The following is a 22642-nucleotide window of genomic DNA, read 5'->3' on the forward strand; positions in this document are numbered from 1 at the left end:
GTCGCTCTCTTTCGGAGAGTGACAGCAAAGGTCCCTTGCTTCGTTTTCGGCTCCTCGCGAAACAGCGCGCGCCGGGCCACCCGGCGTGGCTAGGTTTCCGGCCATGGGGAAATTCAAGTTCGGCGTGAACCTGTGGGGCGCCGAGAACCGCGAAGATTGGGTCGCGAAGTGCCTCCGCGTCGAGGCCCTCGGTTACGACGTCATCTCCGTGCCGGACCATCTCGGACCGGCACGGAACGCGCCCTTTCCGGCACTGACCATGGCCGCCGCCGTGACCCGGCGGCCACGCGTCGGCACTCTCGTGTCCAATGTGCCCTTTTACAACTTCGCGCTCTTCGCACGCGAAGTCATCACGACGGTGAAGATGACGGGCGACCGGCTGGACCTCGGCCTCGGTTCCGGCCACATGAAATCGGAATTCGACGACGCCGGCCTACCGTGGATCCCGGCCGGGGAACGCATCGAATACCTCGCCAAGAGCCTTGACCACCTGCGCGAACACTTCTCGGACGAAGGGATCACGCCTCCGCCGTTGCTCCTCGCGGGCAACAGCGACGGCGTGCTCTCCCTCGCCGCCCGGAAGGCCGACATCACCGGCTTCTCGGGTCTGCGCCAAGCACCGGGGAAGCCACCGGGCACCTTCCAGCTCGACGACGCCGAGCGCATGGACGAACGCGTCGCTTTCTTCCGCTCACACGCGAACGGCCGGAACCCCGAACTGAACCTGCTCGTCCAGCGGGTCGTCGTCACGGACGACCGGCGCGCGGCCGCCGAGTCCTGGCGCGCGGAAGCCCCGGACGGCCTCGACGTGGACCAGCTGCTCGAAACACCGCAGTTGCTTTTCGGAACCGTCGACGAGATCGTCCGGCAACTCCAGGAGCGCCGCGAACGGTACGGCTTCTCCTACGTCACGGTGTTCCAGCCGATGCTGGAAACGTTCTCCCCGATCGTGAAGGAACTGTCCGGTCAGTAGGCGACGCAGAAACGCTGACGGCGGCGCTCCGGCTTGTCGATCTCGTCCACGAACGCGATCGCGTAGTCGGCGCCGCTGATCTTCGAACCGCCGTTCTCGTCGGTCAGGAGCACGTCACCGCCGAGCCGGAAATCACCGGTCCGCTCACCCTCGGCCCACGCGCCGAACTCGGCGGCCGGGCTGAGGTAGAACCAGTCGACGTCCGCGGGAAGCTTCCGGAACGCTTCCAGCACCTCGGCGTGCGCCCCCGCTTCGCCCTTGTACTCGTCCGGGAACTCGGGGGTGTCGATCAGTCGCGGCCCGTCCTCGGCCACACGCAGGCTGCCGGCGCCGCCGACCACGCCGATCCGCGCGCCGTTGTCCTTCGCGACCCGGGCGATCGAGGGCACCGCGTCGAGCAGGCCGCTTTGCCCGTGCACGGCGATGACCAGGACATCGGCGCCCTTGGCGACCTCGGCGAGGAAGGACTCGTCGTAGAGCGACCCCGCCTTGGTCCCCTCACCTTCGGCGTTCCTGGACACCGCGAGGACCTCGTGACCGCGACCGCGCGCTTCCGCGGTGATCTTCCCGCCCGCGTACCCGGTTCCTCCGAACACAACCAACTTCGCCATCACGTTCTCCCTTTTCATCGGCGACGACACCGATGCTAAGAACGCAAGATCGACTACTTCAACGTATGTAACGCACCCGTGGGTGAGTGTGCAGGTCAGCCACCCAGCGCGGCGAACTCGGATTTGAGCTTCTCACGAACGCCGTTCACGTCGACCGGAACCCGGACCTCGCCGCGGGCCGCGGGCTTCGCCTGCACCTGATAGCTGGCGTTCCGATTCGGCAGTTTGAACTTGACCTCGCAGGACATGCTCGTCGTGGTGTCCGGCGCCGCGTTGGCGTCCGCCGTGCAGGTCTGCGCGCCGAGCGACTGCGCGGAGAACTCGACGGTCAGCGTCAGGTGCACGGGTGTCCCGCTCGCGCCGCCGATGACGGTGTTGGCCACGCCGATGGTCGCCCGGCAGGTCCCGACGAAGTCCGTGCAGTCCAGTTTGTCGTCGACCACGCTCACACTGACTTGGGTGAGCGCGTCGAACGGCTGCCCGACCCCGCCGACCGCGCCGTCGAGATCGGTCTGGAGTTTCTTGAGCGCGTCCCCGGTGAGCGGCTCGACTCGCATCTCGGCACCGAGCGTCTTGCCTCCCGCCGCGTCGACGAGGGAAGGCGCGAAGCTGACGACACGGTGTGGCGCCGCAGTGGTCACCCGCAGTGTCCCGAGTCCGCTCCCGACGTCGTAGACCTCGGTCCCGTCGGGCAACTTCGACCGGACCGGATCGGTCAGCCGGTTCATCGCGGAGACCGCGGTCCGGAGGGTCGACGCCGCCTTGCGCGGGTTGAGCACCTCGACGGCGTTCACCGGCAGGTCCGAGCTGTCGGTGCGCACCCAGCCGGTGCCGTACTGCTCGCTGTTGCCGAGCCCGTGCGCCTTCCAGTACTCCGGCGTGGCCGAGAGGTACAGCTGCTTGTCGGCCGAGACGACCTGGATCGTCTGGCCGTCGACCGGCAGCGCGCCGTGGGCGCTGCCGTTACGGGTGATCCGGAACTCCAGATCGGCGGGCTTGCCCGAGGCATCCTTGATTGTCGACTTGTAGACAACGGCCGGTGCCTGCTCGAGCTCCTTCAGCGCGCTCTCGACAGCGCCTCGCTGCTCGTCGCGCCGATCCACCCGCTGCTGCTCGGCGGGCGAGATCCCCGCCGACCCGTCGATCGCGACATCGCAACCGGCCACGAGGAAGCACAGGGCGGCGAACGCGCCGATCCTCAACCGTCGTGCCGGCATGCCGCCCCCTTCGTGTCGCGTGCGAGGAGATCACACCCTAGGAAAGGGGTCGCGCACCACCGCATCCGCGGGTTCCCGAAGCAGCTGTCACCGACTTGTCACCTGAACGAGCCACCCGGCGGGACCCTCGCACGACCGGTTGGTCTACACTTTCCCGGTCTCGGCGAGGCGGGTTCCGTGAGCACCTGGTGCCCGACGTGATCGACGCGGCGGCTTGAGTGGCCACACGCTGTCGAGCACGCCTGTGGAATTCGCCGCCGACACACCAGAACAGCCCGAACCATCCCCACCTCAGCATGATTTCGCTGAACATGTTGGTGAATTGAAGGAGTGCTACACCGTGTCCGAGGTAAGCCTGTCCGTCGAGCCCCGCACCGAATTCGGCAAGGGTGCCGCGCGCCGTACGCGTCGCGCCGGCAAGATCCCCGCGGTGCTGTACGGGCACGGCTCGGAGCCGCGTCACTATGCCCTGCCCGCCCTGGAGTTCGCCCGCGTCGTGCGTGAGAACGGCAGCAACGCCGTCATCACCCTCGAGCTCGAGGGCAAGAGTGAGCTGGCGCTGACGAAGACCATCGTCATCCACCCGCTGAAGAACTACATCGAGCACGTCGACCTGCTGGTCGTCCGCCGCGGCGAGAAGGTCACCGTCGACGTCCCGGTCGTCGTCACCGGCACCGCGGGCCCGGGCACCCTGGTCACCACCGACCTGGACACCCTCCAGGTCGAGGTCGAGGCGCTGCACATCCCCGAGCAGGTCGAGGTCTCGGTCGAGGGCGTCGCCGCCGGCACCCAGATCCTCGCCTCGCAGGTCACCCTGCCGCAGGGCGCCACCCTGGTCACCGACGCCGAGGCGCTGGTCGTCGCCGTCAACGAGGCGCCGTCCGAGTCCGCGCTCGAGGGCGACGAGGCCGAGGCTGCGGAGGCCCCCGCCGAGGACGCCGAATAAAGTCACTCGTGTGACTGAAGCAGTACTTCCCGGGGCCGGCGAGCAGATCCTGCTCGCCGGCCTCGGCAATCCCGGCCCCCAGTACGCAGGCAACCGGCACAACGTCGGCTTCATGGTGCTCGACGAACTCGCCGGGCGCGTCGGCGGCAAGTTCAAGGCCCACAAGAGCGGCGCCGAAGTCCTCGAAGGCAGGCTCGCGGGGCAGCGGGTGGTATTGGCCAAACCGCGTTCGTACATGAACCTCTCGGGCGGCCCTGTCGTGGGCGCCGCCCGGTTCTACAAGATCCCCCCGGCCGGTGTCGTGGTCGTCCACGACGAGCTGGACGTCGACTTCGGCGCGCTCAAGATGAAACTGGGCGGCGGCGACAACGGTCACAACGGACTCCGCTCGATCACCAAATCCCTGGGTACGAAGGACTACTACCGTGTCCGTTTCGGCGTCGGCCGACCTCCGGGACGGCAGGACCCGGCGGATTTCGTGCTGAAAGACTTCTCGACGGTCGAACGCAAAGAACTCGCTTTCGAGATCGATCGTTGCGCCGACGCTGTTGAAGCGCTTATCCGCACCGGTCTCGTCGCAGCTCAGAACACCTTCCACGCTGGGTGAACCCGCTCACATGGCGGTGCGTTACACCTCGTCACTCGAAGGCGTTTCACCACGCCCCTGATCGAGTCGTGGAATAGCGCGAGCTCTTCCGGGGAACTCTCAAACCCGTTAGGACGGAATGCGGAGATCGCATTCCCCACCGAAACCGGAGAGAGTTTCATGTCGTTTACGGCCGAAGACATCACCGGCGCCACTTTCCCGAACGCCCCGATCGGGCGGCGCGGATACGCCAAGCACGAGGTCGACGCGTTCCTGGAACGGATCGCGGACACGATCTCGGACCGGGACGACCTGACGGCCGCCGAGGTCCACCACGTCATGTTCTCGCGTCCGCTGATCGGGAAGCGCGGCTACGACGAACGCGAAGTCGACGAGTTCCTCGACAAGATCGAAGAGCAGCTCGCCCACCGGACCGGACAGCAGGTACTCAGCGTGCCCGGCGCGCGTGAAGAGGGTCAGGCGACCGCCGAACGCTCCGTTCCGGACCGCGGGCCCGTCGAGTTCCTGCGGGAGCGCTAGTGCCCGTCACCGCGTTCGAGGCGAGAACCCGGCAGTTCGACCGGGCGCCGATCGGCGCCCGGGGCTATCACGAACCCGCGGTCGACGCCTTCCTCGAACGGGTCGCCGCGACACTCGACGGCGACGACGATCTGTCTGTTTCGGACGTCCACAACGTGGCGTTCGCCAAGGCGCCGCTCTCGAAGAGAGGCTATGACCCGGCAGCCGTGGACGCGTTCCTCCGGGACGTGGAGGGGACGTTGGCCGGGCTCTCCCGGTCCGCCGATTACTACATCGCGCCCGCCTTGGAACACACCCATACCCGTAAGCCGCTCTGGCGACGCCGCTGACCCACGGGAGGTGCCGCGAAGGAGCCGGGGCCCGCGATGTCCGCGGGCCCGGCTCTTTCGTGTCAGCTGGTCGTCGCGTTCTTGGCGATCTTGTCCGCGAACTGGGTGGCGGTCGCGGCCCGCTTCACCTTGCCCGAAGGCGTCTTGGGCAGGCTTCCCGCCGGGAGCACCACCACCGCGAAGGGCCGCATGTCGACGGCGCCGCGCACCTTGGCCGCGACCTCCTTCGCCAGCGCCTTCTCCGTTTCCGGGTCCCCGGCGAGTTTCGATTCGAGGACGACGGCGAACCGCTCCCGGCGGCTGCCGGCGTCGATCCGCACGGCCACGGCGTTTCCGGCGCGGACACCCTCGACCGAGGTGGCCGCCCGTTCGATGTCGGTCGGGTACAGGTTCCGGCCGCCCATGATGATGACGTCCTTGCGGCGGCCGCAGATCACGATCATGCCGTCGACCAGGTAACCGAGGTCTCCGGTGAGCAGCCAGCCGTCCTCGTCCTGCGTCGCGAGCGGACCCTCCATGGTCAGGTAGCCCGGCGTCACGGCCTCACCCCGCAGCCGGATCTCCCCGACCTGGCGCTCTCCGAGCACCGTGCCCTTGTCGTCGACGATCTCGGCCTCGAGCCCGTCGAGCGGCGGCCCGAGCACCGCGAAGGACCGGACTTCGTCCGTTCCGCGCCGCGGGTCGTCCTCGGGGACCGGCACCGCGCGGTCGTCGGCCTCGAGCGCGTCGGCTTCGACGACGTCCAGTGTCAGCCCGGTGAACAACGGCGCGAACGAGACCGCGAGAGTCGCCTCCGCCATGCCGTAGGCCGGGAAGACGCATTCGGCGGGCATCTTGAACCGTGACCCTGCCTCGACGAACGTCTGCACGGCTGTTTCGTCGATCGGCTCGGCGCCGTTCAGCGCGATCCGCAGCTTCGAGAGGTCGTACGCGTCGTCGTCCTCGACGCGGGCCATCCGCCTGCCCACGATCGCGTACGCGAAGTTCGGCGCGGCCGTGGTCGTGCCGTTGTACTTGCTGATCAGCTGCGGCCAGATCAACGGTCCCGACAGGAACTCGATCGGCGTGATCTTGACGAGTTCGACACCGAATGTCATCGGGACCGTCAGGAAGCCGACCATCCCCATGTCGTGGAAGGTGGGCAGCCACGAAACCATCACGTCGACGTCGAAATCGAACTCGGCGCGTTCGACCATCGCCTTGACGTTCGAATACAGGTTTCCGTAGGTGATCCGCACAGCCTTCGGATCGGCCGTCGACCCACTGGTCAGCTGGAGGAGCGCGGTCTCGGACTCGTCCGTCGGCACGGGCTCCGCCAGCGGCTCGGCCTCGAGCAGCTCGGAGATCACCTGGAAGGCGATGCCGTGCTCGGTGAGCACCGGCCCCAGCTGGTCGAACGGCTCACCGAGCAGTACCAGACCGGATCCGATCATCCGCAGCACGCGAACGGTGTCTTCGGCCCATTCGGCGAGGTCGGTGCGCGGGGTCGGCTGATGCAGCATCGTCACGCTGCCACCGGCGAGCCACACCGCCTGCACCGTCGGCGCGATCAGCGACGGCGCCGCAGCCAGGACCGCCACTGCCTTGCCGGGCTCGAGCCCGGCCGTCACCAGGCCCCCGGCGACCCGCTTGGCCTGCTCGTGAATCTCGGCCCAGGTACGCCGAACCGGCTCCTTGGGCTCCCCGGTGACCATTCCCCGCTGCTGACCTCGCCCCGCCGCGGTGGCGACGAGCGTGTCCACGAACCGACTCATGCGCGTCACATTACTGTCCGCGCTGAAAGATCCGCTCGCCGTCGAGTGAACTCATTCGATCGCTTCGGAGGTCTCGAGCCATTGGGCCTCGACCTCCTCCTTCTCCGTTTCCACGGCCTTCAGCTCGGTGTTGAGCTCGATGAGCTTCGTCGGGTCGGTCGCCGCGGCGAGCAGCGCCGCGTGCAACTTTTCTTCTTTCACGTGCAACTGGTCGAGCTTGCGTTCGAGACGGGACAGTTCCTTCTGCGCAGCCCGCTGTTCCGCGGCGCTTTTCTTGGGCGCGGAGCCCTGTCCGTTACCCGGCTTCCGCTCGCCACCGGCCTTCTCGAGGCTCTTGGCGCGCCGATCCAGGTACTCCTCGATGCCGCCCGGCAGGTGGGTCACCTGCCCCTCCCCGAACAAGGCGACGATGGTGTCGCAGACCCGTTCCACCAGGTACCGGTCGTGCGAAACGACGACGAGGCTGCCCGGCCACGAATCGAGCAGATCTTCCAGCTGCTGCAAGGTGTCGATGTCGAGATCGTTCGTCGGTTCGTCGAGCAGCAGCACGTTGGGCTCGGCCATCAAGAGCCGGCACAGCTGCAGACGGCGCCGTTCACCACCGGAAAGATCTTCGACAGGCGTCCACTGCCTCGCCTGCGGGAACCCGAGCTTTTCGGCCAGCTGCGAAGCGGAAAGCTCCTGCTTGCCGAACACGACCCGCCCTGAGACCTCTTCGATCGCCTGGAGCACGCGCAGGTCACCCGGCAGATCGTCGAGCTCCTGCCGCAGATGCGCGAGGCTGACCGTTTTGCCCTGGATGCATCGCCCGGTCTCGGGCTCTCTGTCACCGCCCAGCAGCTTGAGCAGCGTCGTCTTGCCCGATCCGTTGACGCCGACCAGGCCGATCCGGTCGCCGGGCCCGATCCGCCACGTGACGTGGTCGAGCAGGGTGCGGTCGCCGACGGTCAACGTGGCGTCTTCGATCTCCAGCACGGTCTTGCCCAGCCGCCGACGGGCGAACGCCTGCAGTTCGACCGAATCACGCGGCTCCGGCACGTCGGAGATCAAGGCCTCCGCCGCCTCGACGCGATAGCGCGGCTTCGAGGTCCTGGCCTGAGGACCGCGACGCAGCCACGCGAGCTCCTTACGCGCCAGATTCTGCCGTTTCTCTTCGGCTGTCGCTGCCAGCCTGGCCCGCTCGGCCCGCGCGAAGATCCAGTCCGCGTAGCCACCTTCGTACTGCTCGACACGACCGTTGGTGACCTCCCAGGTCACACTCGCGACCGTGTCGAGGAACCACCGGTCGTGGGTGACGACCACAACGGCGATCTTGCGGTTGAGCAGGTGATCCGCGAGCCACCGCACACCTTCGACGTCGAGGTGGTTGGTCGGTTCGTCGAGGACCACGAGATCCAGTTCACCGGTGAGGGCGGCCGCCAGTGCCACCCGGCGGCGTTCGCCACCGGACAAGTTCGCCGTCGCCTTTTCGAGGCCGAGGGCGGTGATCCCCAGACCATCCATAATGGACCTGACACGCGCGTCAGCGGCCCACTCGTGCTCTGCTCCGTAGCGCTCCAGCACGACATCGCCGACCGTGCTGCCGACCGGGAGTTCGGTCCGCTGAGTGACCACGGCCATCCGCAGGCCGCGGACTTGACTCACCCGGCCCGTATCCGGCTCGCTGATCCCCGCGAGGACCTCCAGCAGGGTCGTCTTCCCGCCCCCGTTGAGACCGACGACGCCGATGCGCTGCCCCTCCGCCACACCGAGCGAAACACCGTCGAGCAGCGGGCGCACCCCGAAGGACTTGCTCACCGACTCCAGGTTGACCAGGTTGGCCATGCCTCAGCCGATCCTTTCCCAAAAAGCTTGCACCACAACGAATTTGTCGATGTCCTTTTCGGACACCCTCACGCGTGCACCCGAGGCGGCGCCGGCCGCGGCGCGTCGTCCCCGCCTACCAGCCGGGCCCCGGGAACCGGTCCGTGCGCGACGCGAACCGTGCGACAGACCCCCGCCCCGGACAACTCCGCGGCGACCTCGACGGCCGACTGGGCGTCCGCGCAGAGGAAGGCACAGGTCGGCCCCGACCCGGACACGGTGCCAGCGAGCGCACCCGCGTTGACTCCCGCTCGCAACGTGCGTCGCAGCCCTGGACGCAACGAAACAGCGGCCGCCTGCAAGTCGTTGCCGAGCAGCAGGGCCAGCTGACGCGGGTCACCGGACGCCAGCGCCTCGACCACCGGAGTGTGCGAACCGATCCGCGGCGGGTTGCCCTCTTCACGCAACCTGTCCAGTTCTCCGAACACCCGCGGCGTCGAAAGACCGCGCTGGTCGAAGGCCAGGACCCAATGGAACGTATGCCGAGACAAGACCGGCACCAGCTGCTCGCCCCGGCCGGTACCCAATGCCGTCCCGCCGTAGAGCGCGAAAGGAACATCGCTGCCGAGCTTCGCGGCGATACCCGCCAGTTCGTCTCGGGAGATATCGAGCTTCCAAAGCGAGGCGAGTCCCACCAGGGTCGCGGCCGCGTCCGCACTGCCTCCGGCCATCCCGCCCGCTACCGGGATCCCTTTGCGAAGCACCACCCGGACCTTGGACTCACCGTCCGCTTTGCCGACGTGAGCCGCCAGAGCCTGCGCCGCCTTCCAGGCGAGATTGTTGGCGCCGGTCGGTACGACACCTTCACCTTCGCCATAGACCTCGACGCCGGGGTCCTCGGTGACCGCGACGGTCACCTCGTCGGTCAGGGAAAGCGCCTGGAACACGGTCACCAGCTCGTGATAGCCGTCCGGGCGTACGTCACCGACCGACAGGTGCAGGTTGACCTTGGCGGGAACCCTGACGGTTACTGGGGGCGGTACGACGGCGAGCACGACTCAAGCCTACGTGGCCGCTCCACTTGTGCCGTCACCAGGAGAAAAGAGAACAGGACGAGTCAGACACCGACGGGCCGCCCCGGACGGATTTCGTCCTGAGCGGCCCGTTCGTGGAGAAATCAGGCAGCGACGCCCTGCGGTCCGCGGACCGGGTGGGTCACGTGGCCGCCGCGTTCGGCGATCCACGCGAGGGCGGCGTCCGCGCGCTCACCGCGCACACCGAGACGGAACCGGCCCACCGGCGTGTCGCCGATCCGGGTCAGGCCGCCCCCGATGGTGGCGAGTTCGACGTCGAAGCGACCGGCGGCCTCGGGAAGCAGCGCGCCGACCGAAGCGAATCCGACGAGCACGACGTCCACGGCGCGGTCGTATTTCGAGGCTTGCGCCCGGCCGGTCTCGATCGAGGGCAGCAGCGCCTGCGCGGTCCGGCTGTTCGGGTCGGAGACCAGGTCGAGCACGGATCCGCGTTCGATGATCGCCCCGGCTTCGAGGACCGCGACGTCGTCGCAGACACGACGGACGACGCCGGCGTCGGGAGTGGTGAGCAGCACGGTGACCCCGAGCTCGGCGCGTGCCCGGTCGAGCACGGTCAGGACCGCGCCGGACTCCTCGGGCTGCACACCCGAGGTGGGGTCGTCGGCCAGGAGCACGGACGGCCCGGCGGCCAGGGCCTTGGCGATGGCCACTCGGCGCAGCTGCCCCTCGGACAGTTCACCCGGCCGCTGCCCGGCCCGCGGCGTGAGTCCGACCAGGTCGAGCAGGTTTCCGACCCGGTTGCGACGCTGCGGCCCGTCGAGGCCGAGCTGCTCGAGCGGCGACGCGATGTTGCCGGCGATGGTGCGTTCGGCGAGCAACTCCGGTTTGGTGCTCACGACACCGACCTGGCGGCGGATTTCGCGCAGACGGCGTCCGTCGAGGGTCCCGGTGTTGAGGCCGTCGAGGCGGACGACACCACGGTCGGGGCGCTCCTGGAGCCCGATGCAACGAGCGAGGGTCGACTTGCCGGAGCCGGCCGGACCGACGACTCCGAACAGCGAGCCCGCCTGGATGTCCACGCTCACATCGCGCAGGGCGACGACGGGATTTCCGTTGAGGGGAAAGGATTTGGACAGGTTTTCGACAGTGATCACGAAAGGCTCCATGCAAATGGGGCGCCGCTTCTTTCGAGCGCGCCGACCGTCACCGAGTGACCGTCCGGAACGGACGGGATTCAGAGGTAAGGGAAAAGACTCAGGCAGTAACGGTGGAGCGTCGACACGCACTTACCGTGCGGCGACCTTCGTCGACTACACGTCGCCTGGTCAGCAGGAGCGGGTGGGTGACCCTGTTCATTAGGCACAGCCTCCATCGGTCCTGGCGGTAGCACCTGCCCCGTGGAGGGTGGTTGCTGCGACTTCGGCGAGCCAGGTCTCTCAGTCGCTCGGGATGGCTCACTGAGTAAAACCGATCCCACTGGATGAAAGCAAGCACGTAGTCGCAGATCACACGTCTGGTCGCGTCCACGATACAGGATCGGCTATCCATATTTTGAGACAGCACCAGATGCATTTGTGCTATGGCGATGCCGCTGCCTGCGAAGACAGCTCTGGATCAAGTAGATCCAGGAGAGGATTTACGCAGTCTTGCTGACATCGACCGGACCGCGTTCGGCGCGGTACCGGTCACACCTGCGACATGTGGTCAGCCAGCCGCGGCGGCGATCCGGGCGAACTGGTGGACGTCCAGCTGCTCCCCGCGGGTCTTGGGGTCGATACCCGCCTTCTCGAGCAACTCGCCCGCGCGTTCGGCGGAACCCGCCCATGACGCCAACGCCGCGCGCAAAGTCTTTCGACGCTGCGAGAAGGCGGCATCGACCACCGCGAACAACTGTTTCCGCTCCACGGACGACACCACGTCGCCCCGCTCGAAAGCGACCAGCGCGGAGTCCACGTTCGGAACGGGCCAGAAGACCGCGCGGGGCACCGCCGCGACCTTGCGCGCCTTGCCGTACCACGCGAGCTTGACGCTGGGGACGCCGTAAGTCCGGCTCCCCGGCCCTGCCGCCATTCGGTCGGCGACCTCGGTCTGGACCATTACGAGACCACTGGTCAGCGATGGCAGCTCGGCGAGCAGGTGAAGCACGACGGGAACGGCGACGTTGTACGGCAGGTTCGCGACGAGCGCGGTCGGCCGCGCAGGCAGGTCGGCCGCCGTGATCCGCAGAGCGTCCGCCCCGACGACCGTCAGCCTTTCGGCGCCTCCCCGTTCGGCCGCGGTGTTCGGCAGCCGTCCGGCCAGCACGGGGTCGATTTCGACCGCGACGACCTCGGCTCCGGTCGCGAGCAGCCCGAGGGTCAACGAGCCGAGGCCCGGCCCGACTTCCAGCACGACGTCGCCTTCGCCGACCCCTGAAAGGTCGACGATGCGGCGCACCGTGTTGGGATCGTGCACGAAATTCTGGCCGAGCTTCTTGGTCGGACGCACGTCCAGCTCGGCCGCCAGCGCCCTGATCTCCGCAGGCCCGAGCAGTTCAGTCACCCGACGATCGTAACCAGCCCCCGCGAGCCGCGACTGGCGGCCGCGACTCGCCCCCACCACCCTTCCGACGGTTTCTATCTGCCCGCGTTCCACTTCAGGGTGATGGGCGCAATTTCGGTCTGCCGGAGCGTAATGATCATCCACCCGATCGATACCGTGCATTCGTTCGACTCTGGCCCGACAATCGAGGGATGACCAGCACAAACATCCCCAAGGCCTTCCCGCTCAACCTGCCGGAAGGTGACGCCGATCTGCTCCTCGACGAGTTGCAGTCACGGCTATGCGAAGGGCGGCGCCTCGCCGCCGAAGTCGGCCAGATCCTGGCCGAGATCGAGTCACGTGGTGTCCGGGAGCTTTACGGATTCAACTCGATCGCCGTCTTCTACGAACATGTGGCCCGGGTCCCCAGAGCGGAGGCTCAGAAGGTGACCGGTCGTGCACTGGCGCTCAACTCGAGACGTGCGCGCGACGGCACATCGACTCGACCCGTCGCGCCTTTGACCGGAGTCACAGCCGCTACGGGCGTACTGGCCGAAGCCGGCATCGACCGGATCGTCACTGTCCTGAAGAAGCTGCCCGACCACGTCACCGCGAGCGCGCGATCCGAGGCCGAGAAGGATCTGGTCGATCTCGCCAGCGTCGCGAGACCTCGCGACATCACAGTGGCCGGAACAGACCTGCTCGCGCTTCTCGACCCGGACGGGAGCACCACGGAGGATCCCGCCCCGAAACGCGAACGAAGCGAATTCTGGTTACGGCAGAAACGAACCGGCCGCTGGGACATGCGCGGCAACCTCGATCCGGAGACAGGCGCCCGACTGAACGCGCTCATGGTGCCGCGGGCGTATCCAGCCCCGAACGGGGAAGCCGACGACCGCACACCGGCCGAGAGACGCGGTGACGCCTTCACGGAGATCGTCGATCTCGCGGAAAGTGAACCGGATGTCCCCTTGCCTCGGCAGGCCCCTGAACAAGGCACCGGGCAGTCTCAGCCCCCTGAGCCGGTCAAGAGACCCGAACACAACCCCAAGGCCACCCCGGTACGGCCGAAGAGCTATCCAAGCCCGCACCGCGGCCACAGTGGCGTACGAGAGGGCGCTGCGACCGAACGCTCCCAGAACGTGGCCCGCATACGACCCACACGCTGGTGGACACGGCTGTCGAAACCGAGAGCCGAAAACGCTGTGCCGCCGCAGAAGCCTTTAACGGCCTGAAGGCCACCTTGCGGGCGGAACCCACACGATGACCTTCAGGAAAGGAGGACTTAGCAGGCGTCAGGCCTTCTTGCCGCAGTGCGGCCAAGCGCCGTAGCCGCCACGGCTGTCGCGAACCTTCTCGGCGACGGCGATCTGCTGGGCCTTGCTGGCCTGGTGCGGGTACGCGGCGTACTGATCGCCACCGTAGGCGTCCCAGGTGCTCTTGTTGAACTGCAGGCCACCGTAGTAGCCGTTGCCGGTGTTGGCGGCCCAGTTGCCGGTCGACTCGCACTGCGCGATGCGGTCCCAGGCACCAGCGTCACCGATGACCGGGTCGGCGGGCTTCTTCGTACCGACCTTGACGATCTTGGGCTTGGCCTCGGTGATGACCTCTTCCGAGACCTTCTCGCGGCCGACCTCTTTGCCGTTGCGCTTGGTGACCTTGTAGGTCACGGTCTTCTGGCCCGGGGTGCCCGGGTCCTCGACCTTGGTCTTGCCCTTTTCGAGCTCCGGGTCGTCGACCTTCTGCTCGGGCGGAGCGATTTCCTCGTTCTGCTTGACCATGGTGACGCCGGTCCGGCTGATGTGGACCTCGGCGCCGTCGACCAGCTTGACGTCGAGGCCGCCGACGGCCTCGTCGTCCGGGCCGAGGGTCATCCGGAGCTCACCGAGGAATTCCTTGGTGGTGACCGAGTTGGTCTGAACCTTGTGCGGTTCGTTCGCGCCGTCGAAGACGGTGACGTTCTTGAGGGTCTTGACCTCGACGGTGGTTCCCTCGAGCGGGAGCTCGCCGTTCTGCGGCATCGAGGTCCAGGTGCCGGACTTCGCGAGATCGGAACGGCCGAGCTGGTTCAGGGCCTCACTGAGGTTGGTCGCGCGGACCCAGGACTCCTGCTGCGGTGCGCCGTCGACGATCAGGTTCAGTTTGCGGCCGCGCTCCAGCTTGATGACGCCGCCGTCGCCCACCTCGGCCTGCGGCGAGGGTGAGAGCGAGTCGTGCGCGCCGACCGAAAGGCCGGCGTCCTCGAGGACCTCGCCGACCGTGTCACCGAAGCTGTGGACGGTCTGCTGCTTGCCGTCGATGTCGAGCGTGACGCTCTTGTTCATCGCCATCGCGGCCGCGCCGCCGCCACCGAGGGTGAGCAGCACCGCCATGACGGTCCCCTTGAGGAACCGCTTCTTCCAGACGCGGGTCGCGCTCGAGATGACCTCGTCCTTGGTCGCGACCTTCATCGGCGCGCCCGCGGTGCGGTCTTCGGCCACCTCGTCCGGGATGACGATCGGCGGGAGCATGGTGGTCTCGGCGCTGATGAGGCGGATCAGTTCGTCGACGTCGACGTCGATCTCGGCCATCAGGGCGTCGGCGTCGGGGCCGAGCGCGGCGAGGACGTCCTGGTGCGTGATGCGCGGATCGTCGGAGTAGTCCAGCTCGCCGTACTGAGTGTCGCGGTCGAGCACGGCAACCGAACCGGCGGAAGCGAAGGTGTTCGTCTCTGCGCCGAGGCGCGAGCCATCCTGCCTACTGCTACCAGTCACTGGGTCGTTCCCTTTCCCAAGACGTCGAGGAGCTCGACTACCGCTCCACTACGTCCTTCGTCTCGATGCGCACTTCGGCACACCTCTAGAAGTCCGACACCCGCAGTCAGCGCCATCGTCACGGTTCCAGGCCGTACCGCTCCCGGTTCCGCTTCCCCGACGTGCACTGACGTGACTGTGGGCGTAACAGCCGGAAACCGCATGAGCGGGTACCGACCGGCACGATCACGGGACAGTAACGAACCTCGCCGGGTTGCGCAAACACCCCCCGGAGTGTCGTGACGTTGGTCACTCATCAGAGTGGACCATTGTTGATCACTAATGTCGCAATCCGTTCAACGGGCGGTGACTGTCGGCAAACGAAAGACCCGCTCAGCGGTCACTCGCACCGCTTCGGCCACCTCGTGCACCGCCTCGCCCCTGAGCGAGGCGAGATGACGAACCGTATAGGCGGCGCAGTAGGGCTCGTTCGGCCGTCCACGGAACGGATGCGGGGTCAGGAACGGCGCGTCCGTTTCGACGAGGTACTGGTCCGCCGGAACGATCCGCGCCGCCTCGTGGAGCCCGCGGGCGTTGCGGAAACTGACCGTCCCGGCGAAAGAAAGTACGTATCCCGCGTCGACACAGCGGCGAGCGACGACCTCGTCTCCCGAGAAACAGTGGAAGACGACCTGTTCGGGCGCGCCTTCTTCTTCGAGGATCCGCAAAACGTCCTCGTGAGCGTCTCGATCATGGATCATCAGTGGCTTCCCGATCCGTTTCGCGAGATCGATGTGCCACCGGAAGGCGTCCTGCTGGGCGTCGTGGGGCGAGTAGTCCCAGTAGTAGTCGAGGCCGGTCTCGCCGACAGCGACCACTCTGGACTCCTTCGCGAGACTCTCCACTTCGGATTTCTCGTCCTCGCCGAAATCCTTGGTACGCGTGGGATGGATCGCGACAGCGGCCCAGACCCGCGGGTCCCAAGTGGACGCTTGCGCGGCCCAGCGAGCGGCCGCGAGATCGTCCGCGACCGTGATCACCCGCGAGACACCGGCGCGTTCGGCGCGATCGACCATGGCTGTCACATCAGCCGCGGTGACCGCGCCGCACGCGTCGAGGTGGGTGTGCGCGTCCACCACCGAAACCGGAAGCCGGTCCGGGATCGGCGGCAGTTCCTTCTTCTCCGCACCCATCAGCTGATCATTTCGAGATCGGGGCCCATTCGGGACCGGTCTCGCCGAGTTCCGGGTCCAGCTTGGCGAACAGCGGGGTCGGCTTCTCCAGCGGCTTGCCGACCTCGATCGGCACGGACTTCCAGCGCGCCTGCTCGGTTTGGTAATCCCCGGTGATGATGGGGTTGATCCGGCCGGGGATGTCGAGGTCCTCGACTTCCTGCAGTTCGGGCTGGGCCGCCCAGACGCCGGTGCCGCCGAGCGCCTCGTGCACCTTCTGCGCCGAGTGGGGCAGGAAGGGCGTCAGCAGCGTGTTGGCGTCCGACACGACCTGCAGGGCGGTGTGCAGGACGCTGTCGCGGCGGGCGGGGTCGTCCTTGAGCTTCCAGGGCTCCTGGTCCGAGAGGTACCGGTTCGCGGCGGTGACGACACGCATGGCCTCGCTCGCGGCCGCCTTGAAGCGGGACCGCTGCAGGTGGGCGCCGGCGGTGTCGAACGCCTTGCGGGAAAGCTCCTTGAGCTCCTCGTCGGCGGCCGTGGGGGCGTCGGGACGAGGAATGGCGCCGACGTTCTTGTGCGCCATGGAGACGGACCGGTTGACGAGGTTGCCCCACTCGTTGGCCAGCTCGAAGTTGGTCCGGCGGACGAACTCGTCCCAGGTGAAGTCGGTGTCCTGGGTTTCGGGACCCGCGACCGAGATGAAGTACCGCAGGGTGTCCGGGCCGAACTCGCGCAGGAAGTCGTGGACGTAGATGACCGTTCCGCGCGACGTCGAGAACTTCGAGCCGCTCATGGTGAGGAACTCGCTGGAAACGATCTCGTCGGGCAGGTGCAGCTTGCCGTACTTGCCGGGCACGCCGCCTCGGTCGCCCTCGCCGTTGTGACCGAACAGCAGGGCGGGCCAGATCTGGGCGTGGAAGGTGATGTTGTCCTTGCCCATGAAATAATAGGAGCGGGCGTCCGGGTTACTCCACCACTCCTGCCAGGCGTCCGGGTTCCCGGATCGGCGCGCCCATTCGACGCTCGCCGAGAAGTAGCCGATGACGGCGTCGAACCAGACGTAGAAGCGCTTGAGCGGCTGGTCGCGCCAGCCGTCCAGCGGGATCTTCACGCCCCAGTCGAGGTCACGGGTGATCGGCCGCGGCCGCATGTCGTCGATCAGGTTCTTCGTGAAGTTGAGGACGTTCGGGCGCCAGTCGGTCTTGCTGGACAGCCACTTGCCCAAGGTCTCGACGAACGCGCTCAGATCGAGGAAGTAGTGCTCGGTCTCGACGAACTTCGGCGTTTCGCCGTTGATCCGGGACTTCGGGTTGATCAGCTCCGCGGCGTCGAGCTGATTGCCGCAGTTGTCGCACTGGTCGCCGCGCGCGCCGTCGTAACCGCAGATCGGGCAGGTGCCCTCGATGTAGCGGTCGGGCAGGGTTCGGCCGGTCGAGGGGCTGATGGCGCCCCGGGTCGTCTTGGGAACGACATAGCCGTTGCGGTGCAGCGCGAGGAAGATCTGCTGCGTCACCTCGGCGTGGTTACCCGTGGTGGTGCGGGTGAACAGGTCGTAGGTGAGGCCGAGTCCCTGCAGGTCCTGGCCGATCTGACGGGTGTACTTGTCGGCCGTCTGCTGGGAGGTGAGACCTTCGTTGTCGGCCTGGACGGTGATCGGGGTGCCGTGTTCGTCGGTTCCGGACACCATGAGCACCCGGTTGCCGGCCATTCGCTGGTAGCGGGAGAAGACGTCGGACGGGACGCCGAATCCGGACACGTGGCCGATGTGGCGGGGGCCGTTGGCGTAGGGCCAGGCCACCGCAGTCAACACTGGGGTGCTCATGCTTGTTTAGCCTACGGACGTCGTCCAAGGCATTGTTGTCCGGGAGAGGATCGGAGGCCTCGGTGTCCGCCACGCGTCTGCTGGTGCTGGGTGTCGTGCGCATGTACGGGAAGGCACACGGCTACCAGGTCCGGCGCGAGCTTCTCTCGTGGGCGGCCGACAAGTGGGGCAACGTCCAGCCGGGTTCGATCTATCACGCGCTGAAGAAGATGACGGCCGACGGCCTCCTGGAGCAGGTCGAGGACGTCGAAGCCGGCGGCGGACCCGACAGGACCGCGTACAGGCTGACCGAAGACGGCGAAACCGAATTCGTCGTACAGCTCGGCAGGGCGTTGTCGAGCGACGACGCGACCGGGTACTCACTGTCGGCGGCGATCACGTTCATGCCGACCCTGCCCCGCCCGCAGGTGCTGGCTCTGCTGAAACAGCAGCTGGCGAATATGGAAGCGCACGCCCAGTCGACCCATTACGCCCGGGAACACGCCGTCGATCTGGGCAAGCCACCGCACGTGAGCGAGCTGTACCGCTTGTGGAGCGTGCACGCGGACGCGAACGTGTCCTGGATGAGGGATCTGATCGGCCGCCTGGAAGCAGGCGAGTACGTGATGGCCGGCGAGGGCGACGACGAAAACGTGTTCGGCGCACCGCCCAAGTAATCAAATTTGACTACGGAACGACTCCTAGGGCACAGTGCGTCCAGCCGACTAGTCAAGTTTGAATAGTTGGACACCGGAAAGGGGTAGACATGATCAAGGCACGCGGCCTTGAGCGGCGCTTCCGCCGCAAGGGCCGCAATGGGGGCGAGGTCCACGCCGTCAAGGGCGTCGACCTCGACGTGTCGGCCGGGGAACTGGTCGGCTTCCTGGGACCGAACGGCGCGGGGAAGACGACGACTCTGCGCATGCTGACGACGCTTCTCAAGCCCACCGCGGGCGAAGCGACGGTCGGCGGTTGCGACCTGCTCGCCGACCCACTGGGGGTGCGCCGGCGAATCGGCTACGTCGCCCAGGGCGGCGGCACCGCGCCGGCCAGCAAGGTCGTCGAGGAGATCGAGTTCCAGGGGCGGCTGTACCGGATGAGCAAGGCGGACGCGCTCGCGCGCGGGGCCGTCCTCGCCGAGCAGCTGGACCTGGCCGGGCTCGACCAGCGGACGACCGCGACCCTGTCAGGAGGGCAGCGCCGACGGCTCGACATCGCACTCGGGCTGATCCACTCGCCCGGACTCGTCTTCCTCGACGAGCCGTCGACGGGGCTCGACCCGCAGAGCCGGGCGAACCTGTGGGACCACATCCGCAGGCTGCGTGACGAGCAGGGGGTCACGGTCTTCTTGACCACGCACTACCTCGACGAGGCCGACGCGCTCTCCGACCGGCTGATCGTCATCGACGACGGCAAGATCGTCGCCGAAGGCACACCGGATTCGCTGAAGGCGAGGGTTTCCGGCGACAGTGTGGTCATCGGGGTCTCACCGGACTCGGCGGCGGAGACCGCTGAAGTCGCAGGCCGCCTTGAAGGGGCCCACGAGATGACCGTCATCGAGGGCACGGTGCGTTTCCGCGTGCCGCGCGGGGACACCGCGATGCCCGAATTGCTGCGGGCGCTGGACGCGCGAGGCATCGCGATGGCGTCCATGCAGGTGCACCGGCCGACGCTCGACGACGTCTTCCTGACCCTGACGGGCCGAAGCCTGCGCGACGCCGAAGAGGGCGCGCCGGTCGACGGGACCACGGAAAAGGAGGCCACGCATGTTGCATGACACTTGGTTGATCTTCCGCCGGGACATGCTCGCGGCGTTGCGCAATCCGACGTGGCTGGCGATCGGCATCATGCAGCCGTTGCTGTACTTGTTCTTCTTCGGCCCGCTTCTGGTGAAGTCGCTCAACGCGCAAGGCATGTCCGATGTGGACGGCTGGATGATCTTCACCCCGGCGATCGTCGCGCAGCTCGCGTTGTTCGGCAGTTCGTTCGTCGGCTTCGGCCTGCTGGCGGAATTCCGCTCGGGCGTGGTCGAGCGGATGCGGGTCACGCCGGTGAGCCGCGTGGCGCTGTTGCTGGGCAAGGTACTCGCCAACGCGTTGCAGACCGTGGTCCAGGCGTTGCTCATCATCGCGCTGGCGTATCTGGTCTTCGACCTGAACGCGCCGTTCGGCGGCGTCGTGCTCAGCCTCGTGATCGTCTTCCTTCTGTCGATCACGCTGGCGTCGTGTTCGTACGCGCTGGCGCTGACGCTTAAGAGCGAGGACGCCTTCCCGGCTTTGCTCAACGCGGTTCTCATGCCGTTGCTGCTGCTGTCCGGAATCCTGATCCCGATCACCGCGGGCTCGGCACCGGATTGGCTGTACACGATTTCCCGGATCAATCCGTTCCGGCACGTGGTGGATGTCGAGCGGAACAGTTTCCGCGGTGACTTCTCGATGGACGCGTTGTTCACCGGGAGCGTCGTGGTGCTGGTCATGGCGGTCCTGGCCATCTGGTGGGGCTCACGGACCTTCCAACGCGAAAACGCCTGAGACACGCTGAACCGAAAGGTCACCTCGCGGCCGCTCTGCGGACGTAAGGTGACCTTTCGGGCGTACTGGGGCGAATTCGAGGACAGGTGAGTTTGATCGATCCGGAAGGTGAGCACGGCGTCACCCTGTCCCACCGTGAGACGGTGACGGACTGGGCCGCGGTACGTGGCGCCGCCATCCGGTTCGCCTCGGTCACGGTCAGCGAGAACACCAACTGGCGGGACGCCGCCGCGGAACGCAATCTGGCCGGTGCGCAGCATGTCGGCATTCACACCGGCGCACGGCATTACGCGCGCCCGGGCGCCGTCCACGACCAGGCGGACCATTTCGTGCGGACGGCGAGCGCGCTCGGCGCCTTCGCACCCGGCTCGCTCGCGCCCGCACTCGAAGTGGAGGCGCCCAGCGTCGACGACCGGTTCATCAAGGCGTGGATCAAACACGTCCGGAACGCGGCGCGCGTCGAACGCGTCCTGGTCTACGCGGGGCTCGACTGCTGGACGGACCGCCTGCACCCGGACAAGTGGGCGGACAGCGAAGTGGTGCTGTGGTTGGTCCGGCACAACGAAATCCCGGGACGGCCGGGGTGGTTCCACTCACGGCTGGGCTTGCACCAGCACGGTTTCGGTACCGGACTGCCCGGTGTGGACGGTCCGATCGCCCAAGACGCCGTCGTCTATCCGTTCAAGCTCTCGGACGTGCTTCTGTAGCGCTCGCTCCGTGACGACGGGTGTGCACTATGTCACCGTGTGGTCGCGGATCTCACTTTCCGCCGGGCGCGGTTGCTTTTCCGCCCACCCGGGCGGAGACAATGTCGCGTGCGGTTGATGTGCCGGAGGCTGCGGACGGACGTCGGGCCCGAGCGGGCGCTGACGGCTCTTGGAGTACGCGCCGAGGCGCTCGGGCTGGCGCCACCGGCGGCGCTTTGCGGAGACTGGTTTTCTTCGCGCGCGGTCATCGCGCTGAGCGCTTCCCTGGCTCCTGTCAGCGACGTCACCGAGGCCTTCGCGATTCCGACTCGGATGCCTGCCGTTCGTGACGCCGTGCCCGGCGCCGTCGGGGGTGGCTGGTTCGGTTACCTGAGTTACGACCTGACCGACCCATCGGGCCGTTCCGGCGCGCTTCCCCCGGCCGCCTGGGGCTGGGTCGACCGGGTTCTGCGACTCGACTCCGACGGTTCGTGGTGGTTCGAAGCTTTGGTCGCCGACGACGCCCCGGATCCGGTCGACGAAATGTCCTCGGTGGAATCCGCGCTCGCCGAGCTCCCCGCAGCGGCGACGTGGAGTTCCGGCCCGCTGTCGCGACCGCTTCCGTCGGAGCACTATGACGCGGTCAAGGCGTGCGTGCACGCGATCGAAGCCGGCGAGCTGTTCCAAGCGAACATCTGCGCTCGTTTCAGTGGCGGATTCGAAGGCGATCCGATCGCGCTCTTCGCCGAAGGCACTCGTCGCCTGCGGGCCCGCCGGGCGGCGTTCCTCAGCGGCGACTGGGGCTCGGTAGTGTCGTTCTCCCCCGAGCTTTTCCTTGCCCGGCACGAGCGCCGCGTCCGGTCGACCCCGATCAAGGGCACGCTGCCACGACGGGACGCGGCCGACGACCATCTCGCGCGGCGGCTGCGGGAATCCACCAAGGACGTCGCCGAGAACGTGATGATCACCGACCTCGTCCGCAACGACCTCGGCCGGGTGTGCGCCACCGGCAGTGTGCGTGTCCCCGAACTGCTCGCGGTCCGGCCCGCGCCCGGGGTCTGGCACCTGGAGTCCACTGTGGAGGGATCACTCACCGACGGGATCGACGACGCGGCCCTGCTCGCGGCCACGTTCCCGCCGGGTTCGGTGACGGGTGCGCCGAAGGTCCGGGCGCTGGATCTGATCGCCGAGCTGGAGTCCACGGGACGTGGCGTCTACACGGGGGCGATCGGCCTCGCGTCGCCGATCGCCGGGCTGGAACTGAACGTCGCGATCAGAACTTTCGAAATCCACGACGGCGAGATCGCGCTGGGCGTCGGCGGCGGGATCACCGCCGACTCCGACAGCGAAGCGGAATGGCAGGAATGCCTGCACAAGTCCGCTCCGCTGGAGCGCCTCCTCGGCTGA

At 67.3% G+C, this 22642-nt stretch carries 21 protein-coding genes and 1 riboswitch; of the genes, 11 read left to right on the forward strand and 10 right to left on the reverse strand.

Annotated features, from left to right (window positions below; all coding sequences use genetic code 11):
• Positions 1-103: 103 nt before the first annotated feature.
• Positions 104-973: a TIGR03621 family F420-dependent LLM class oxidoreductase gene (locus ACFWMR_RS15915; protein WP_378378888.1), complete on the forward strand. Its 870-nt coding sequence runs from the start codon at positions 104-106 to the stop codon at positions 971-973.
• Here the strand turns inward: ACFWMR_RS15915 and ACFWMR_RS15920 are convergent.
• Together ACFWMR_RS15920 and ACFWMR_RS15925 are read right to left on the reverse strand one after the other, a co-directional pair.
• Positions 967-1584 carry an NAD(P)-dependent oxidoreductase gene (locus tag ACFWMR_RS15920; RefSeq protein WP_093937822.1) on the reverse strand — a complete coding sequence of 206 codons (618 nt, stop codon included), beginning with the start codon at positions 1582-1584 and terminating at the stop codon, positions 967-969. The genes ACFWMR_RS15915 and ACFWMR_RS15920 overlap by 7 nt on opposite strands.
• 95 nt (positions 1585-1679) lie before the next feature.
• Complete coding sequence (locus ACFWMR_RS15925) at positions 1680-2801, reverse strand: hypothetical protein (protein WP_378378889.1); 1122 nt, start codon at positions 2799-2801, stop codon at positions 1680-1682.
• A 340-nt stretch (positions 2802-3141) separates the two neighbouring features.
• Between ACFWMR_RS15925 and ACFWMR_RS15930 the strand changes: the two genes are divergently transcribed.
• The 4 genes from ACFWMR_RS15930 to ACFWMR_RS15945 all read left to right on the forward strand — a co-directional run bounded on the left by ACFWMR_RS15930 (position 3142) and on the right by ACFWMR_RS15945 (position 5202).
• Positions 3142-3747 carry a 50S ribosomal protein L25/general stress protein Ctc gene (locus ACFWMR_RS15930; RefSeq protein WP_378378890.1) on the forward strand — a complete coding sequence of 202 codons (606 nt, stop codon included), beginning with the start codon at positions 3142-3144 and terminating at the stop codon, positions 3745-3747.
• Positions 3748-3757: 10 nt separating this feature from the next.
• Positions 3758-4354, forward strand: a complete 597-nt coding sequence (gene pth / locus ACFWMR_RS15935) for an aminoacyl-tRNA hydrolase (RefSeq protein WP_378378891.1) — start codon at positions 3758-3760, stop codon at positions 4352-4354.
• A 159-nt stretch (positions 4355-4513) separates the two neighbouring features.
• A complete protein-coding gene (locus ACFWMR_RS15940; RefSeq protein ID WP_093937819.1) occupies positions 4514-4873 on the forward strand; it encodes a DivIVA domain-containing protein in 360 nt (119 codons plus the stop codon).
• On the forward strand, positions 4873-5202 hold the full coding sequence (locus tag ACFWMR_RS15945) for a DivIVA domain-containing protein (protein WP_378378892.1): 330 nt from the start codon (positions 4873-4875) through the stop codon (positions 5200-5202). Before ACFWMR_RS15940 ends, ACFWMR_RS15945 begins: the two co-directional genes overlap by 1 nt.
• Before the next feature lie 62 nt (positions 5203-5264).
• On the opposite strand, the gene ACFWMR_RS15950 is transcribed toward ACFWMR_RS15945, so the two are convergent.
• The 5 genes from ACFWMR_RS15950 to rsmA all read right to left on the reverse strand — a co-directional run bounded on the left by ACFWMR_RS15950 (position 5265) and on the right by rsmA (position 12334).
• Positions 5265-6956, reverse strand: a complete 1692-nt coding sequence (locus tag ACFWMR_RS15950; RefSeq protein WP_378378893.1) for a fatty acyl-AMP ligase — start codon at positions 6954-6956, stop codon at positions 5265-5267.
• A 51-nt stretch (positions 6957-7007) separates the two neighbouring features.
• On the reverse strand, positions 7008-8780 hold the full coding sequence (locus tag ACFWMR_RS15955; RefSeq protein WP_378378894.1) for an ABC-F family ATP-binding cassette domain-containing protein: 1773 nt from the start codon (positions 8778-8780) through the stop codon (positions 7008-7010).
• 68 nt (positions 8781-8848) lie between these two features.
• Positions 8849-9814, reverse strand: coding sequence for a 4-(cytidine 5'-diphospho)-2-C-methyl-D-erythritol kinase (locus ACFWMR_RS15960; RefSeq protein WP_378378895.1), 966 nt, complete (start codon positions 9812-9814; stop codon positions 8849-8851).
• A gap of 122 nt (positions 9815-9936) precedes the next feature.
• A complete protein-coding gene (locus ACFWMR_RS15965; protein ID WP_093937903.1) occupies positions 9937-10947 on the reverse strand; it encodes a methionine ABC transporter ATP-binding protein in 1011 nt (336 codons plus the stop codon).
• Between the two features lie 211 nt (positions 10948-11158).
• A riboswitch (SAM riboswitch) is annotated at positions 11159-11249 on the reverse strand.
• 248 nt (positions 11250-11497) lie between these two features.
• Entirely contained in the window at positions 11498-12334 is an 837-nt protein-coding gene (gene rsmA, locus ACFWMR_RS15970) for a 16S rRNA (adenine(1518)-N(6)/adenine(1519)-N(6))-dimethyltransferase RsmA (RefSeq protein ID WP_093937814.1), read from the reverse strand.
• Positions 12335-12525: 191 nt separating this feature from the next.
• Between rsmA and ACFWMR_RS15975 the strand changes: the two genes are divergently transcribed.
• Entirely contained in the window at positions 12526-13548 is a 1023-nt protein-coding gene (locus tag ACFWMR_RS15975; RefSeq protein WP_378378896.1) for a DUF222 domain-containing protein, read from the forward strand.
• A 60-nt stretch (positions 13549-13608) separates the two neighbouring features.
• On the opposite strand, the gene ACFWMR_RS15980 is transcribed toward ACFWMR_RS15975, so the two are convergent.
• The 3 genes from ACFWMR_RS15980 to metG all read right to left on the reverse strand — a co-directional run bounded on the left by ACFWMR_RS15980 (position 13609) and on the right by metG (position 18039).
• Complete coding sequence (locus ACFWMR_RS15980) at positions 13609-14988, reverse strand: transglycosylase family protein (protein WP_378274212.1); 1380 nt, start codon at positions 14986-14988, stop codon at positions 13609-13611.
• A gap of 413 nt (positions 14989-15401) precedes the next feature.
• Complete coding sequence (locus tag ACFWMR_RS15985; RefSeq protein WP_378378897.1) at positions 15402-16238, reverse strand: TatD family hydrolase; 837 nt, start codon at positions 16236-16238, stop codon at positions 15402-15404.
• A gap of 7 nt (positions 16239-16245) precedes the next feature.
• On the reverse strand, positions 16246-18039 hold the full coding sequence (gene metG, locus ACFWMR_RS15990) for a methionine--tRNA ligase (protein ID WP_378378898.1): 1794 nt from the start codon (positions 18037-18039) through the stop codon (positions 16246-16248).
• Between the two features lie 62 nt (positions 18040-18101).
• Here metG and ACFWMR_RS15995 point away from each other — a divergent pair, with 62 nt between their 5' ends.
• The 5 genes from ACFWMR_RS15995 to ACFWMR_RS16015 all read left to right on the forward strand — a co-directional run bounded on the left by ACFWMR_RS15995 (position 18102) and on the right by ACFWMR_RS16015 (position 22642).
• On the forward strand, positions 18102-18695 hold the full coding sequence (locus tag ACFWMR_RS15995; RefSeq protein ID WP_093937809.1) for a PadR family transcriptional regulator: 594 nt from the start codon (positions 18102-18104) through the stop codon (positions 18693-18695).
• Between the two features lie 89 nt (positions 18696-18784).
• Positions 18785-19795 (forward strand): ATP-binding cassette domain-containing protein, encoded by a 1011-nt coding sequence (locus ACFWMR_RS16000; protein WP_378274203.1) that lies wholly within the window; start codon positions 18785-18787, stop codon positions 19793-19795.
• The gene (locus tag ACFWMR_RS16005; RefSeq protein WP_093937807.1) at positions 19785-20549 is read left to right on the forward strand and encodes an ABC transporter permease; all 765 of its coding nucleotides are present in this window, start codon (positions 19785-19787) and stop codon (positions 20547-20549) included. Before ACFWMR_RS16000 ends, ACFWMR_RS16005 begins: the two co-directional genes overlap by 11 nt.
• A 92-nt stretch (positions 20550-20641) precedes the next feature.
• The gene (locus ACFWMR_RS16010; RefSeq protein ID WP_378274211.1) at positions 20642-21256 is read left to right on the forward strand and encodes a glycoside hydrolase family 25 protein; all 615 of its coding nucleotides are present in this window, start codon (positions 20642-20644) and stop codon (positions 21254-21256) included.
• 108 nt (positions 21257-21364) lie between these two features.
• Complete coding sequence (locus ACFWMR_RS16015; RefSeq protein ID WP_378378899.1) at positions 21365-22642, forward strand: aminodeoxychorismate synthase component I; 1278 nt, start codon at positions 21365-21367, stop codon at positions 22640-22642.

Origin of the sequence: Amycolatopsis thailandensis (assembly GCF_042723255.1) — a bacterium.
GTDB lineage: Bacteria > Actinomycetota > Actinomycetes > Mycobacteriales > Pseudonocardiaceae > Amycolatopsis > Amycolatopsis thailandensis.